We start from the raw sequence: 15,213 nt of genomic DNA, 5'->3' as shown, positions 1-15,213 counted from the left end.
TCTTTTTCGTGCGCCTCGTCTTCGCCGCGGGAGCCCACTACATCCCGCGCATGAGCCTCCCCGAAACGCCCGGCACCCTCGACGACACCCTCGCCGCCCTGCGCGCCTGCCGCCTGTGCCGCGACGCGCCCGCCCGCGGCCCCGCGCTGCCGCACGAGCCGCGGCCGATCGTGCAGGCGCATGCGTCCGCGCGGCTGTGCATCGCGAGCCAGGCGCCCGGGAACCGGGCGCACGTGGCCGGCGTGCCGTTCCTCGATCCGTCGGGGGTGCGGCTGCGGGCCTGGCTCGGGCTCGACGAGGCGGCGTTCTACGATCCGCATCGCGTCGCCATCGTGCCGATGGGCCATTGCTTCCCCGGATACGATGCGAACGGCGGCGACCTGCCGCCGCGGCGCGAATGCGCGCCGGCCTGGCGCGCGCGGGTCTTCGCGGGGCTGCCGAACCTGGAGCTGATCCTCGTCATCGGCGCGTACGCCCAGCGCTGGCACCTGCCGGACCATGCCGAGGCCGGGCTCACCGAGACGGTGCGGAACTGGCGCGCGATCCTCGACGCGCCGCGCACGCCCAAGGTCCTGCCGCTGCCGCATCCGTCCTGGCGCAACAACGCCTGGCTGAAGACGCACGACTGGTTCGAGACGGACCTCTTGCCCGTCCTGCGGGCGCGGGTGCAGGCTCTCGTCTCGGATCGTCGCCCGGAGGAAGACGCCGCATGACCGAGGTCCTGAAGATCGCCCGCGAGGGCGGGGTCGCCACCTTCACGCTCGCGCGCCCAGACAAGCTCAATGCGCTCACCGCGCCGCTGCACGCCGCGCTGCGCGCCGCGCTCGCCGATTGCGCCCGCGACGACGCGGTGACCGTCGTCGTGCTGACCGGCGAGGGTCGCGCCTTCTCCTCGGGCCAGGACCTGACCGAGGACCTGCCGCGGGACGCGAGCGGGCAGGTCGATCTCGGCCCGCCGCTCGCGCGCGACTACAACCCGCTGATCCGCACGCTCGTCGACTACCCCAAGGTCACGATCGCCGCGCTCAACGGTCCGGCGGTGGGCGCCTCGATGAACATCGCGCTCGCCTGCGACATCGTCGTGGCGGCGCGCTCGGCCTACCTGCAGGAGGCTTTCGCCCGCATCGCGCTGATCCCCGATGCCGGCGGCACGTGGCTCTTGCCGCGAATCGTCGGCCCCAAGCGGGCGCTGGCGCTGATGCTGACCGCCGAGCCGGTGGCGGCGGAGGAGGCGAAGGCGCTCGGGCTCGTGCACGCCGTCTGGGACGACGCGACGTTCGCGCAGGAGACGCGCGCCTTCGCCGCACGCCTCGCCGCCGGCCCCGCGCTCGCCCAGCGCCTCACCAAGCAGGCGCTGGCGAAGAGCCTGGAGAACGACCTCGACGTCCAGCTCGCGCTCGAGGCCGAACTGCAGCGCGAGGCGGGGTTCTCCGCCGACTTCGCCGAGGGTATCGCGGCGTTCCGCGAGAAGCGGGCGCCGCGGTTCACGGGACGGTGAACGCCGCCGCCGCGCTCCCCTCCCCTTCGTGGGGAGAAGCCGGGGGTCGGGGGCGTGCAGAACCGTCTCGACGTCGATGCAGCGCGTCGGCTGCGGTCCCCTGCATCGACCGCGAGCCCCTTCCTGCACGCCCCACACCCCCCACCCCTCTCCACGAGGGAGAGGGGAGCTCCCGATCGCTCGTCGTCGACGCTGCGGCACGCCTGGGTAGCGCCCGCGAGGAGGAAGCGTCTCACCCCGGCGTGATGTCGAGCGGCGGCGCCGGCGGCGGGGTCTCGAAGGTCGGGCCGCGCTGCGTCGGCGCGCCGGCGCCGAAGAGGCGGCGCAGCACGCCCGGCGCGATCGCGGAGAGCGGGTTGATCGAAAGCGCCGGGTCCTCGATCGGGCCGGCGACACGGAAGTTCACCGCGAACAGTCCCTCGTACTGGTTGCCGCCGAGGATCGTGCCGAGGACCGGCACCTGGGCGAAGGCGTTGTTGAGGCCGTAGGCCGGCACGTAGCTGCCGGCGATGTCGAGGCGCTGCGCCTCGAGGTCGACCCAACCTTCGAGGGTGAAGCCGACCTGCGTCCCCCACATCCGCGCGTCGGCGAGCGTCAGCACGGACCCGTCGCGGATGAAGTCGACCTGCGCCTTCGTGAACAGCGCCTCGCTCGCGTCCACCGCCGGGCCGGAGAGGCCGAAGCGGGCGTCGCTGCCCGCGTTCGAGGGCAGCTGGCGGCCGACGACGCTGCGCAGCGCCGGCTCGTCGCGCAGCACGAAGTCCCACAGGATCAGCCGGCCGGGTCCACGGGTGCCGTCGAGGCCGACCTGGAGGGCGAGCCGCCCGCCCACCATGCGCTCGTAGACGTCGAGGAAGCGCAGCGTCGCGCCGGCATCCGCCGTCTCCATGGCGAGGCGCCCGTCGACGACCCGGGCGTTCATCGGCCCGCGCGGGTGGCTGGCGTCGAGCGTCCCCTCGCGCACCGCCCCGTCGACGATGCGCAGGCGCGCCGCGACGTTGGTGAGCACCTCGCCGCCGAAGCCGCCGAGGATGTCGACGCGCGCGTCGAGCGTCGCGTCGACATCCGCGCCGCCTCCGTCCCCGCCGTCGTCGCGCAGGACCGTCATGATCGGCCGCAGGTCGAAGACCGCCCCCGTCAGCCGCACGGCCCACGCCCCGCCCTCGCCGCGAGAGACGGACACCGTGGCGTCGTCGCCGCGCGAGAGCCGTGCCGTGCCGAGATCGAGGCTGCGGAGCGCGCCGTCCGGGCCGAGCCGCCCGCCGCCGCGCAGCAGAACGGGACCCGATTCGAGCGCGAGGTCGCCGAAGGCGAGCCCCTCCGCGTCGGTGGCGAGCGCGACCGAGAGCCTGCCGGGCGCGCCCGGCGCCTTGTTCCAGCCGGGCAGGAGGCCGTTCACCCGTGCCCCCGCGAGATCCGCGGCGAGCGTGGCGGAGACGACGTCTCCGGGCCCGAGCCGCGCGGAGACGTCGAAGGCGATCGGCCCGCCGGCCGCGCCCTGCGGCAAGAGCCCGCGCGCTGCCAGCAGGCCCGCGTCGACGGTTCCAGAGATGCGCGCCTCGCCCGGGCGCCCGCGCGGATCGACGAGCGCGACGTCGACCGGCGCGCCGGCGATCGTGCCGGTGCCGTCGAGCCGCAGCGTGCCGTCGGGATCGAAGGCCAGCGCCAGCGAGCCGTCCTCCAGCCGTTCGGAGTCGCCGAGAAGCGGTGCGGAAACGGTCTCCAGCCGCCCCGTCGCGGCGATCGGCAGGCGTGCCACCTCGACCGGCTCGCCGATGGGGAAGGCGAAGGAGACGTCGAGCGCGACGTCTCCCGAGACCGCGTCGGGGTCGAGCGAGAGGTCGGCGGCGCCGGAGAGCGCGGGGGTTCGCAGGAAAGCGGCGAGCGCGTCGAGCCCGCCCGTGGCGGAGAAGGCGATGCGCGCGGGCGAGGTCGGCTCCCAGTAGTTCTCCAGCCGGAACCGGCCGTCGCTCGCGTCGAGCCGCCGCCCGTCGGCGAGCAGGACGTGGGCGCGCGAGGCGTCGACGAACGCGTCCTCGCCGGTGACCGTGCCGCTCACGACGGCGTCGCGCAGCGGCGGGAAGTCCTCTCCCAGCACGAGGCGCACGCCCTCCATGGCGAAGCCCACGTCGATCGCCTCCGGCGGCAGCGGCCTCTGCGCGAACAGGCCGGCGAGGTCCGCCCCGGTGAGCGCGACGGCGACGTCGAGGTCGGCCACGGTGCCGTGCGTCACCGCGTCGAGGAGGAACAGCCGCGGGATCGGCGCGACGAAGTCGGGCCACAGCGCGAGCGCGGTGCGCACGGGCATGTCGACGGCGTCGAGCGCGACACGCAGCCCTCCGCGATCCTCCGCGCCGCCGAAGGAGGCCATCAGCGCGAGGTCGACGCCCGGGCCGGCGAGGGAGAGCTCCTCGACGACGACGCCGTCCGGTCCGCCGCGTGCCGCGAGCGAGACGCGCGCGAGCGGGAGCGCCGGCTCGGCGTCGGTCGCGCCGCGGACCACGGCGTCCGCGCCGGCGAGGGCGAGGCGCCAGCGGCCGCCCTCCCCCTCCGGCGTCACGGCGCCGTCCAGGGTCACCCGCGTGCGCCCGCCGGCGATCTCGACGCCGCGCAGGGCGAGACGTCGCTCGTCGGGCAGCCACACGGCCTCGCCGGCGACGCGCTCGACGGGGACGAGCGGCATGTAGGGGTCGCGCGTGCGCAGCCAGCCGGAACTGCTCTCGAGGCGCGCCGTGAAGCGGCGCAGGTCACCCTCGGGGCCGATCGCGATCGCCGCCTCGCCGCCGAGCGTCAGGTCCCGCGAGCCGACTGCGTCCGACAGGCCGGCCATGAGGGCGAGGTCGCGCACCGGCATCGCCTCGATCGCGAGCCGCGCCGCGCGCCCGCCGTCGGGCTCGCGCCCCACCGACCCTTCCAGGCTCCAGGCGCCGCCGGGGCCGTCGAACGTGGCCGCGACGCGGCGCATCGCCCCGTCGCGGCGGATGCGCGCGTCGACCCGCGCGAAGCCCACGCGCTCGCGCCCGTCCGCAGCCACCAGGGTGATGCGCGCGTTCTCGAGCCGCGCGCGGGAGAGCGCGCCGAACGGGCTCGCCTCGTCGAGCAACCCCGCGAGCGCGCCCGCGATCGCGGCCACCGGGCCGACGGCGGGCAACCGGGCGGCGGGCGAGTCGGCGACCGGCGCAGGGACCGGCGCGCCGCCGTCCGGCGGCAGCAGGGAGACCGTGCCGTCCTCGGCCACGAGGACGCGCAGCTCGACGTCCGAGAGCACGATCGACCGCGGCACCGGGTTCCCGGTCAGGAGCGAGAGCGCGCCGACCGAGACGATCGCCCGCGGGGCGTGCGCGACGCGCGCGCCGTCGCGATTCGTCAGGTCGAGCCCGTCCACGGCCAGGGCGGGCGATCCCTCGTGGAGGACGAGCGCCGAATCGGCGAGCGATACGCGCCACGCGGCACCGAGCCGCTCCTCGACCGCGGCGGCGACGCGCTCGGAGAGGCCCTCGATCTCGAGCGGTGCCGAATCGAGGCGCAGGTAGAGCGCGCCGGAGAGCGCCACGAGGCCGGCGACGAGCCACAGCTTGAGGACGAGCAGCCGCCGTCCGAAGCCGCGGCGGCGCTTCGCGCCGCGCAGCCCCGCGCTCTGCCCGAAACGCCCGCCGCGCAAGGCGCTCGGGCGCAGATGGGTCACCTCCTCGTCCACGCGCCGATCCGCTCCGGCCGCACGCCCCACCGGGCGGCGCGCGCATGCACGCGGCGCTGGCCCCGGGGAGTGATCCCTGCTTCAGTGCCCGCCGTACACGGCGCGCGTTCCTCGCTTGAGGACCATATCGCAAACCCGACGAAAGGATGGCACATGGCTCTCGTCATCGGCGACCCGGCTCCCGCCTTCACCCTCCCGGCCGACGGTGGCCGGACCGTCTCGCTCTCGGACCTCGCGGGCAAGGCCGTGGTCCTGTACTTCTACCCCAAGGACGACACCTCCGGCTGCACGAAGGAAGCGCAGGCCTTCAACGGCATGCGCGACGCCTTCGCGGCCGCCGGCGCGGTGATCGTCGGAGTGTCGCCCGATTCGGTTAAGAGCCACGACAAGTTCAAGGCCAAGTACGAGCTCGGCTTCGACCTCCTCGCCGACGAGGAGAAGGGCATGCTCGAGGCCTACGGCGTCTGGGTCGAGAAGAGCATGTACGGCAAGAAGTACATGGGCGTGGAGCGCACGACGGTGCTGATCGACGGCGCGGGCAGGGTCGCCAGGGTGTGGCCCAAGGTGAAGGTGCCCGGCCACGCCGAGGAGGTGCTCGCCGCCGTGCAGGCGCTCTGACCTCGCGCCGCCCCCGCCGCGCGACCCCTGACGCGTCCGCCGCGTTTGCGGGATCTTAACCCTAACGGGTGTTGAATGGCGTCGAGTTTCCGTAAGGGGATGAGACGCATGCACGACGGACGAGGACGCCTGCGGGGTGAGCGCCTGTCGCACGACCAGCCGGTCCGCGAGAGCGACCTCGTGCCGCGTGCGAGCGCACCGCCCCGCACGCTCTTCGCCGTCGGCCCCCTAGCCGCCGCCGCGCTCGGCCTCGTGCTCACGCTGCTCACCGCCTGGGCGGCGGGGGCGACGTGGTACATCGTCTCGCGCGAGGACCTCGTCGCCGAGCTACTGCGCCGCCAGGCCCAGACGGAGGCGCGCTACGAGGATCACCTCGGCGCGCTGCGCTCACGTCTCGACCGGGTGGCGAGCCGCAAGCTGATCGACCAGGACACGATGGAGCAGCGCGTCGCCTCGCTGGTGAGCCGCCAGGTCGAGCTCGAGACGCGCCAGGCCGTGCTCGCCGACCTCGCCCAGCGCATCGCGCCGGCGGCGGTGACGGGCGCCATCGGCGGCGCGGCGGACCTGCCGGACGCGGCCTCCGCCTTCGCGCCGCTCGCGAGCCCGCCGGCGCGGCCCGAAGACCTCGTGCCGCAGGTGCGCCCGCGGCCCGCGCCGGCCACCGGCCCGTTCGAGCTGCGGCTGCGCGGCGACGCGACGGGCGCGGTCCCCGTCGACCCCACGGCGACGCTCGCCCTCCCCGCCGTCGCCAGCGTCGGCGCCAATCTCGACGCGGCGGAGCGCTCTCTCGCCGTCGTCGAGGACGGCCAGATCCGCGCGCTCGAGCGCATCCGCCTCCAGGTCGAGCTCGAGGCCGGGATCATGCGCGACGCGATCGAGACCGCGGGCCTCGACCCCTATGCGCTCGAGCCCGCCGATCCGGACGTGCTCGCCGCCGAGGGGATCGGCGGACCGTTCATCCCCATCGGCATCGACGCCGAGGCCGGCGGCTTCGAGGCGCGGGTCGCCGAGTTGCAGGAGAGCCTCGTCGCCCGCGATAGGCTGCGCCGCACGACGATCACCATCCCCTTCGAGCGGCCCGTGGACGGCGACGTCGCCGTCACCTCGAACTTCGGCGTGCGCTCCGACCCGTTCACGCGACGCCCGGCCTTCCACGCGGGGATCGACTTCCGCGCGCGCACCGGCGAGCCGGTCTACGCCACGGCGGCCGGGCGCGTCGTCGCGGCGGGGCGTGCCGGCGGATACGGCAAGCTCGTCGAGATCGACCACGGCAACGGGCTCACCACGCGCTTCGCGCATCTGTCCGTCATCGGGGTGAGCGAGGGCGCGGAGGTCGCCGCGGGCGACATGATCGGGCGCGCCGGCTCGACCGGCCGCTCCACCGGCCCGCACCTTCACTACGAGACCCGCCTCGACGGCCGCGCCGTCGACCCCTGGCGCTTCCTGCGCGCGGCCGAGGTGCTCGCCGAGCTCAAGGGCGGCCTCAGCCCGGACCCGGGCCGCTGAGATAGGCGCCCACCGCCTCCACCATCTCCCGCGAGCCGAACACGAGCGGACAGCGCTCGTGCAGCGAGCCGGCCTCGAGATCGAGGATGCGCCGGCGCCCGTCGGTCGCGCGCCCACCGGCCTGCTCGGTGAGGAAGGCGATCGGCCGGCCCTCGTAGACGAGACGCAGGCGCCCGCGCTCGTAGCCGGCGCGCGCGTCGTCCGGGTAGAGGTAGACGCCGCCTCGCGTGAAGATCCGATAGGTCTCCGCCACCAGCGAGGCGATCCAGCGCATGTTGTGGTCGACCGCCAGCGGCCCCTCGCGGCCGGCCAGGCAATCGGCGAACCAGGCCGCGAGCGGCGCTTCCCAGTGCCGGCGGTTCGAGGCGTTGATGGCGAATTCCCGAGCGCGCTCCGGCACCCGGACGCCCGCCTTGGCGAGCCGGAAGCCGCCGGCGTCCCGATCGAGCACGTAGAGATCGACGCCGCTCCCGGTGCTGACGACGAGGGTCGTCGCCGGGCCGAAGACGAAGATCCCGGCCGCCCGCTGGCGCGTGCCGGGCGCGAGGAAGACGCTTCGCGGATCGGCTCGCGCATCCGCCTCCAGGATCGAGAAGATGGCGCCGACCGGCGCGTTGACGTCGATGTTGGAGGAGCCGTCGAGCGGGTCGATCGCGACCGCGAGCGGCGCGCCGGCGGCGAGCGCGTGGACGTCCTCGCGCTCCTCGGAGGCGACGGCGGCGACCGGCGCGCCGGCGAGCGCCGCGAGGAACAGCTCGTCCGCGACGACGTCGAGAGCGCGCTGTGCGTCGCCGGCCTCGTGTCCGTCCCCGACCTCGGCGCCGAGCGCGCTCTCCAGCGCGCCGCGGGCGACGAGGTCGGAGAGCTCGACCGCGGCCGCGGCGAGCGCGAGGATGGTTCGCGCGACGGCCTCGCCGTGGGGGCCGGCGGGGGCGAGGCAGGTCTCGAGCGGGGTTCCCACACGCATGCCCGGGTCTCCTGTGCCGCGTCGGTGTCCCCACGCCTTCGGCGGGTGTCCCCACGCCTATTGCAGGTATCGCCACGCCTATTGCGAATGGCGTGCCATGGCAATGGGTCGCTGCGCGCGGTCGTCGATCAGCCGATCTGCCCGTCTCGCGACATCAGGATGGCGACGGCCCGCGTCTGCGGGGCCGACGCCAGCACGATCATGAGGATCGAGGTGAGCGGCACGGCGAGGATCGCGCCCGGCATGCCCCAGAGCGCGCCCCAGACGACGAGGGAGAGCAGTACGACGAAGGGGCCGAGATTCGACGACCGGCTCAGCCAGCGGGGCTCCAGCCAGTTGCCGACGTAGACCTGCGCCGCCACGAGCAGCCCGATCCCCAGCACAGTCGTCTCGAGAGAGCCGGTCTGCGCGAGGATCTGCAGGACGACGAGCGCGACCGCGGCGAGCGAGCCGATGTAGGGCACGTAGTTCGCCAGCGCGATGAGCAGGGACCAGAACACCGCGAACTCGATCCCGAGCAGCATCAGCACCCCGAAGGAGAGGACGCCGAGGACGAGGTTCACGGCCGTCTTCGCCGACAGGTAGGAGATGATCTGCCCGTTGATGCGCGCTAGCAGCTCCCGCGAGCGCCCGCTCGGCGCCCTGTCGCCGGCGATGGCGCGCAGTTTCTTGGGCATCATCGTGCGCTCGGGGAGCAGGAAGACGACGTAGGTCACGATGAGCACGAGGTAGGCGCCCGCGTTGGCGAGCGTGTTGAGGATCCAGAGCGTCGCACGGCCGGTGTCGATCCGGTCGACCATGAGCGCCCGCGCGCCCTCCCAGAGCGCCGCGCCGGTCGCGCCGAACGGGGCGGCGACCCGGTCGAGGATCTCGCGCAGGTTCGCCTCGTAGGCGGGCAGCACGACGGTGAGGCCGCGCAGATTCGCCGCGGCGAGGAGCCCCAGCAGCGCGAGGGCCGCGAGGAAGGTGACCACCGCCGCGACGTAGCGCAGCCACATGGGGGTGTGGCCGAGGAGCGGCGCCCGCCCGAGCGCGTCGACGGCTCCGACGATGACGTAGGTCAGCATGATCGCGACCACGACCGGCACGAGGACGGTACGCCCGAGATGGAGGATGACGCCGACGAGCGCGCCGAGCGCCACGAGGTAGAACAGGTCCCGGACCGCCATCGGCTCACCGTCGCTCCCGCGCCCGTCTCGCTCCCGCCCGGCGCGACGATGCGCCCGCGCACGCCGGGAATCAACGCCGGGCGCGCGGTCACCCGGTCCGGCGGCCCGCCGCCTCCTCCGCCGACGCCGGTTCGATCTCCGTGCCCCAGTCCCGGCACAGCCTGCGTACGGGCTCGGGCGGGGGCGCGTCCGTGAAGAACGTGTCGATGTCCTCCAGCGAGGCGATGCGCACCGGCGCGCTGCGGGAGAACTTCGAATGGTCGGCCACGAGGTAGGCGCGGCGCGCCTGGCGCAGGATCGCCTGCGAGACGCGCACCTCGCGGAAATCGAAGTCGAGCAGGTCGCCCTCGACGTCCAGCGCGGAGGCGCCGATCACGGCGAAGTCGACCTTGAAGTGCTTGACGATCTCGAGCGTCACGTCGCCGACGAGCCCGCCGTCCGGCCGGCGCATGACGCCGCCGGCGACCACCACCTCGCAGCTCTCGTTGGCGGAGAGGATGTTGGCCACGTTGATGTTGTTCGTCACGACCATGAGGTTTCGGTGCGAGAGCAGCGCGCGCGCCACCGCCTCCGTCGTCGTGCCGATGTTGAGGAAGAGCGAGGCGTCGTCGGGGATGGCGCGGGCGCAGGCGCGGGCGATCGCGTCCTTCTCTTCCGCCATCAGCCCACGACGGTCCTCGTAGCCGATGTTGGCGACGCCCGAGCGCAGGATCGCGCCGCCGTAGACCCGTGTCAGCTCGCCCGCCTCGCACAGCTCGGTGAGGTCGCGGCGGATGGTCTGGACGGTGACGTCGAAATGCGCCGCGAGATCCTCGACGACGACCTTGCCGTGCTGCCGGGCGAGATCGAGGATCTCCTTCTGGCGGAAGTTCTGAGCCATGCCGGCCGTGCTCCGTACCTCGTCTCCGGCACGGACCGTGGCAGGACCCGGGCCGAAAGGCAACGCGCGCGGGCCGCGCATCCACGAACGCGGCGGCCCGCGGCGGAAGCCGTGGAACGCCCCCCGAAGGGCGATTTCACGCGCGATCGCGGTCGATACGAAAATTTGCGAAAATAATGGTTGACTCACCGAAGCCGAGACGCGACGCTCGGCGAAAATAAGCGAGAGGGATGGAACGTCGTGTCGGAGGAAGCCGGAGGCCGCGAGGCCTTCGACCTGTTCATCATCGGTGGGGGCGTCAACGGCTGCGGCATCGCGCGCGATGCGGCCGGCCGAGGCCTCTCGGTCGCGCTCGCGGAGATGAACGATCTCGGCTCGGCGACGTCGTCGGCCTCGACCAAGCTGTTCCACGGCGGCTTGCGTTACCTCGAATACTACGAGTTCCGCTTGGTCAGGGAATCGCTGATCGAGCGCGAGACGCTGCTGCGGGCCATGCCGCACATCTCCTGGCCGCTTCGGTTCGTGCTGCCGCACCATCGCGGCCTGCGCCCGGCCTGGCTCCTGCGGCTGGGGCTGTTCATCTACGACCACCTCGGCGGTCGGAAGATCCTCCCCGCGACGCGCTCGCTCGACCTGAGGCGCGACGCCGCCGGCACCCCGCTCAAGAACGACTTCGCCCGCGGGTTCGAGTATTCCGACTGCTGGGTCGAGGACAGCCGCCTCGTCGTGCTCAACGCCCGCGACGCCGAGGCGCGCGGAGCGCGCATCCTGCCGCGCGCCGAGGTCGTCTCCGCACGCCGCGAGGGCGGCCTGTGGACGATCGACATCGCCCATGCCGACGGGAGGCGCGAGACGGCGCGGGCGAAGGCCCTCGTCAACGCCGGCGGGCCCTGGGTGGCGGACGTGATCGCCGGCGTGCTCGGCATCAACTCGTCCGAGAAGGTGCGCCTCGTGCGCGGCAGCCACATCGTCACGAAGCGGCTGTTCGACCACGACCGCTGCTACATCTTCCAGGGCGGCGACGGGCGCATCGTCTTCGCCATCCCCTACGAGACCGACTTCACGCTCGTCGGCACCACGGACCGCGACCACGAGGGCGGGCCGAGCGAGGCGAAGGCGACGGAAGGCGAGATCGACTATCTCTGCGGCTTCGTCTCGGAATACCTGAAGACGCCCATCGGCCGTTCCGATGTCGTCTGGACCTATTCCGGCGTGCGGCCGCTCTACGACGACGGCGCGAAGTCCGCCACCGCCGCGACGCGCGACTACGTGCTCTCGCTCGACGAGAACGGCCCGCCGCTGCTCAACGTCTTCGGCGGCAAGATCACCACCTACCGTCGCCTGGCGGAATCGGCGATGGCGAAGATCGGCCGCTTCTTCCCGCAATCGTCCGGCCCCTGGACGGCCGGCGTGCCGCTGCCGGGCGGGGACTTCCCCGTCGACGGGTTCGAGGGCCTCGTGGACGATCTCGCCCGCGACTACCCGTTCCTCACGCCCTTCTGGGCGCGCCGGCTGGTGCGCGCCTACGGCAGCGAGGCGCGCGCCGTGCTCGGCGACGCGCGGCGCGCGGAGGACCTCGGCCGCGCCTTCGGCGCGACGCTGACCGAGCGCGAGGTCGTCTGGCTGATGGAGCGCGAGTACGCCGCGCGCGCGGAGGACGTGATCTGGCGGCGCACGAAGCTCGGCCTTCGGCTCTCGCGCGAGGAAGCCCAGGCGCTCGACGCGTTCATGCGCGCGCGCGGCGAGATCGCGCGCAGCCTCGCGGCGGAATGAGAGGAGGCGACACGCGGATGACGCTCGTGCTCGACAACGTGTCCAAGGTCGTCGACGGACGCACCCACATCCACCCGACGACGCTGACGCTCGAGAAGGGCACGATGAACGTGCTGCTGGGGCCGACGCTCGCGGGCAAGACCTCGCTCATGCGCCTGATGGCCGGCCTCGACAAGCCGGCCACCGGCCGCATCGTCTGGAACGGCGAGGACGTGACGGGCCGGCGCGTGCAGGACCGCAACGTCGCCATGGTCTATCAGCAGTTCGTGAACTATCCCACGCTGTCGGTGTGGGAGAACATCGCCTCGCCGCTGAAGGTCGCCGGCCGCCCGCGGGCGGAGATCGACGCCGCGGTGAAGAAGACCGCGGCCCTGATGAAGCTCGACGGAATGCTCGAGCGCAAGCCGCTCGAGCTCTCCGGCGGCCAGCAGCAGCGCTGCGCGCTCGCCCGCGCGCTGGTGAAGGGCGCCGGCCTCGTGCTGCTCGACGAGCCGCTGGCGAACCTCGACTACAAGCTGCGCGAGGAGCTGCGCGCCGAGATCCCGCGCATCTTCGAGGAATCCGGCGCGATCTTCGTCTACGCGACGACGGAGCCGGAGGAGGCGCTGCTGCTGGGCGGCAACACGGCGACGCTGTGGGAGGGCCGCGTCACGCAGTTCGGTCGAACCCCCGAGGTCTACCGCCGTCCCGCCGACGCCGTCACCGCACGGGTCTTCTCCGACCCGCCGATGAACTTCCTGAAGATCGCCAAGGCCGGCGATCGACTCCTCTTCGGCGCGGGCGAGAGCGTGCCGGCGCTCGGCGCGCTCGGCGCGCTGAAGGACGGGCGCTACCTCGCCGGCTTCCGGCCGAACCATCTCGAGCTCGAGCCGCCCCACCCCGGCTGCCTCGCCTTCCCGGCGGTGCTGTCGGAGACCGAGATCACGGGCTCGGAGACCTACGTCCACATCGACCACGGCTCCGACCGCTGGGTCGGTCTCGTCCACGGGGTGCGCGCCCTGGAGCACGGGCGGGCGCTGACGGTGCACGTCGACCCCGCCCACGTCTACGTCTTCGAGGAGGACGGCGCGCTCGCCGCACCCGCCTCCTACGCGCACGCGGCTTGAGGAGGCGCAAGGTGGCCCGCATCCATCTCTCGAACCTCGCCCATTCGTATTCCGGCGCGCCGCGATCGGAAGCCGACTATGCTTTGAAGCGCCTCGACCTCGTCTGGGACGACGGCTCGGCCTACGCCCTGCTCGGCCCCTCCGGCTGCGGGAAGACCACGCTGCTCAACATCATCTCCGGGCTGATCACCCCCTCGGAGGGGAAGATCCTGTTCGGCGAGGAGGACGTCACGCGGCTGCCGACGGCGGCGCGCAACATCGCGCAGGTGTTCCAGTTCCCCGTCGTCTACGACACGATGACGGTGCGCGAGAACCTCGCCTTCCCCCTCGTGAACCGGGGCGCGGACCGCGACTACGTGCGCCGGCGCGTCGAGCAGATCGCCGACATGATCGGCATGAGCGACGTGCTCGACCGCGCGGCGCGGCGGCTGACCGCGGACGCCAAGCAGAAGATCTCGCTCGGGCGCGGCATGGTGCGCGAGGACGTCAACGCCATCCTGTTCGACGAGCCGCTGACCGTGATCGACCCGCACATGAAATGGGAGCTGCGCACGCAGCTCAAGGCGCTGCACCGCGAGTTCGGCCACACGATGATCTACGTGACCCACGACCAGACCGAGGCGCTCACCTTCGCCGACAAGGTCGTCGTCATGTACGACGGCCAGGTGGTCCAGACGGGCACGCCCGCCGAGCTGTTCGAGCGCCCGGCGCACACGTTCGTGGGCTATTTCATCGGCTCGCCGGGGATGAACGTGCTGCCGGCCCGCGTCGACGGCGCGTCCGCGCACGTCGAGGGCGTCGAGATCCCGCTCGGCGCGTCCTATCCGGCGCTGGCGGGCAAGGTCGAGATCGGCATCCGGCCCGAGTTCCTCACGCTGTCGCAGGACGGACCCGGGCTCCCCGTGAGCGTGACGCGCATCGAGGACGTGGGGCGCCACCGCATCGTGCGGCTCGCGCTGTTCGGCCGCGAGATCAACGTCGTCGTCCCGGAAGGCCGGCCGGTGTCGCAGGAGATGAACCGCGTCGTCCTCGATCCGGCGCGGATCGGGGTCTACGTCGAGGATCGCCTCGTCGAGGGGCGCATGCTGCAGGGGCGGGCCGCGTGATGGACAAGACCGTCAACCAGAAGGCCTGGTTCCTCGTCCTGCCGGTCCTCGTCCTCGTCGCGTTCTCGGCGATCATCCCGCTGATGACGGTGGTGAACTACTCGTTCCAGGACACGTTCGGCAACAACGTCTTCTTCTGGGCCGGCTTCGAGTGGTACGAGCAGGTGCTCGCCTCCGACCGCATCCGCGACGCGCTCGGGCGCCAGATCCTGTTCTCGGCGATCATTCTCGCCATCGAGGTGCCGCTCGGCATCCTGATCGCGCTGTGCATGCCCAGGAAGGGCGTCTGGGTCTCGGTCTGCCTCGTCCTGATGGCGCTGCCGCTGCTGATCCCGTGGAACGTGGTCGGCACGATCTGGCAGGTCTTCGCCCGCGTCGACATCGGCCTTCTCGGCCGGACCCTGTCCGAGCTCGGCATCGACTACAACTACACGCAGGATGCGCTCGATGCCTGGATCACCATCATCGTGATGGACGTCTGGCACTGGACCTCGCTCGTGGCGCTGCTCGCCTATGCCGGGCTGGTGTCCATCCCCCCGGCCTACTACCAGGCCGCCGAGATCGACCAGGCGAGCCGGTGGAAGGTGTTCCGCTACATCGAGCTGCCGAAGATGCAGGGCGTGCTGCTGATCGCCATCCTGCTGCGCTTCATGGACAGCTTCATGATCTACACCGAGCCCTTCGTCCTCACCGGCGGCGGCCCGGGCAACGCGACGACGTTCCTGTCGATCGACCTGGTCAAGACCGCGATCGGCCAGTTCGACCTCGGTCCGGCGGCGGCGTTCTCGCTGATCTACTTCCTCGTGATCCTGCTGAATTCTTGGGTGTTCTACACGGTGATGGTCAACCTCGACAAGAAGGAGGGCGTGTGATGGCCCAGGCCGCCGTCGTCC

General features: G+C 72.6%; 12 protein-coding genes. 8 read left to right on the top strand and 4 right to left on the bottom strand.

Translation table 11 applies throughout. From position 1 onward, the window contains the following. The first annotated feature begins 50 nt into the window (after positions 1 to 50). Positions 51 to 713, top strand: a complete 663-nt coding sequence (locus AB9M23_RS04905) for a uracil-DNA glycosylase family protein (protein ID WP_372422990.1) — start codon at positions 51 to 53, stop codon at positions 711 to 713. Next, positions 710 to 1,498, top strand: coding sequence for an enoyl-CoA hydratase-related protein (locus AB9M23_RS04900; protein ID WP_372422989.1), 789 nt, complete (start codon positions 710 to 712; stop codon positions 1,496 to 1,498). Before AB9M23_RS04905 ends, AB9M23_RS04900 begins: the two co-directional genes overlap by 4 nt. 232 nt (positions 1,499 to 1,730) lie before the next feature. On the opposite strand, the gene AB9M23_RS04895 is transcribed toward AB9M23_RS04900, so the two are convergent. After that, on the bottom strand, positions 1,731 to 5,195 hold the full coding sequence (locus AB9M23_RS04895; protein WP_372422988.1) for an AsmA-like C-terminal domain-containing protein: 3,465 nt from the start codon (positions 5,193 to 5,195) through the stop codon (positions 1,731 to 1,733). A 153-nt stretch (positions 5,196 to 5,348) separates the two neighbouring features. On the opposite strand from AB9M23_RS04895, the gene AB9M23_RS04890 reads away from it, so the two are divergent. Together AB9M23_RS04890 and AB9M23_RS04885 are read left to right on the top strand one after the other, a co-directional pair. Next, positions 5,349 to 5,813, top strand: a complete 465-nt coding sequence (locus AB9M23_RS04890) for a peroxiredoxin (RefSeq protein ID WP_372422987.1) — start codon at positions 5,349 to 5,351, stop codon at positions 5,811 to 5,813. Between the two features lie 108 nt (positions 5,814 to 5,921). After that, on the top strand, positions 5,922 to 7,319 hold the full coding sequence (locus AB9M23_RS04885; protein ID WP_372422986.1) for a M23 family metallopeptidase: 1,398 nt from the start codon (positions 5,922 to 5,924) through the stop codon (positions 7,317 to 7,319). Here the strand turns inward: AB9M23_RS04885 and AB9M23_RS04880 are convergent. The 3 genes from AB9M23_RS04880 to AB9M23_RS04870 all read right to left on the bottom strand — a co-directional run bounded on the left by AB9M23_RS04880 (position 7,297) and on the right by AB9M23_RS04870 (position 10,335). Then, positions 7,297 to 8,286 (bottom strand): class 1 fructose-bisphosphatase, encoded by a 990-nt coding sequence (locus AB9M23_RS04880; RefSeq protein ID WP_372422985.1) that lies wholly within the window; start codon positions 8,284 to 8,286, stop codon positions 7,297 to 7,299. The two genes, AB9M23_RS04885 and AB9M23_RS04880, sit on opposite strands and share 23 nt — an antisense overlap. Before the next feature lie 128 nt (positions 8,287 to 8,414). Next, positions 8,415 to 9,455, bottom strand: coding sequence for an AI-2E family transporter (locus AB9M23_RS04875; RefSeq protein ID WP_372422984.1), 1,041 nt, complete (start codon positions 9,453 to 9,455; stop codon positions 8,415 to 8,417). Positions 9,456 to 9,543: 88 nt separating this feature from the next. Next, positions 9,544 to 10,335, bottom strand: a complete 792-nt coding sequence (locus AB9M23_RS04870; RefSeq protein ID WP_372422983.1) for a DeoR/GlpR family DNA-binding transcription regulator — start codon at positions 10,333 to 10,335, stop codon at positions 9,544 to 9,546. A gap of 240 nt (positions 10,336 to 10,575) precedes the next feature. Between AB9M23_RS04870 and glpD the strand changes: the two genes are divergently transcribed. Genes glpD through AB9M23_RS04850 form a run of 4 tightly spaced genes read left to right on the top strand, consistent with a single transcriptional unit; the run spans position 10,576 to position 15,192 of the window. Then, a complete protein-coding gene (gene glpD / locus AB9M23_RS04865) occupies positions 10,576 to 12,108 on the top strand; it encodes a glycerol-3-phosphate dehydrogenase (protein ID WP_372422982.1) in 1,533 nt (510 codons plus the stop codon). 17 nt (positions 12,109 to 12,125) lie between these two features. Continuing rightward, on the top strand, positions 12,126 to 13,214 hold the full coding sequence (locus AB9M23_RS04860) for an ABC transporter ATP-binding protein (RefSeq protein WP_372422981.1): 1,089 nt from the start codon (positions 12,126 to 12,128) through the stop codon (positions 13,212 to 13,214). Between the two features lie 11 nt (positions 13,215 to 13,225). Then, complete coding sequence (locus tag AB9M23_RS04855; protein ID WP_372422980.1) at positions 13,226 to 14,320, top strand: ABC transporter ATP-binding protein; 1,095 nt, start codon at positions 13,226 to 13,228, stop codon at positions 14,318 to 14,320. Further along, positions 14,320 to 15,192: a carbohydrate ABC transporter permease gene (locus AB9M23_RS04850; RefSeq protein WP_372423763.1), complete on the top strand. Its 873-nt coding sequence runs from the start codon at positions 14,320 to 14,322 to the stop codon at positions 15,190 to 15,192. The genes AB9M23_RS04855 and AB9M23_RS04850 overlap by 1 nt, the downstream gene beginning before the upstream one ends. Positions 15,193 to 15,213 lie beyond the last annotated feature (21 nt).

The sequence above is a fragment of the Salinarimonas chemoclinalis genome (genome assembly GCF_041514305.1).
GTDB classification, from domain to species: domain Bacteria; phylum Pseudomonadota; class Alphaproteobacteria; order Rhizobiales; family Beijerinckiaceae; genus Salinarimonas; species Salinarimonas chemoclinalis.
The sequence above is the reverse complement of the archived record's forward strand: the minus strand, read 5'-3'. Positions and strand labels throughout refer to the sequence as shown.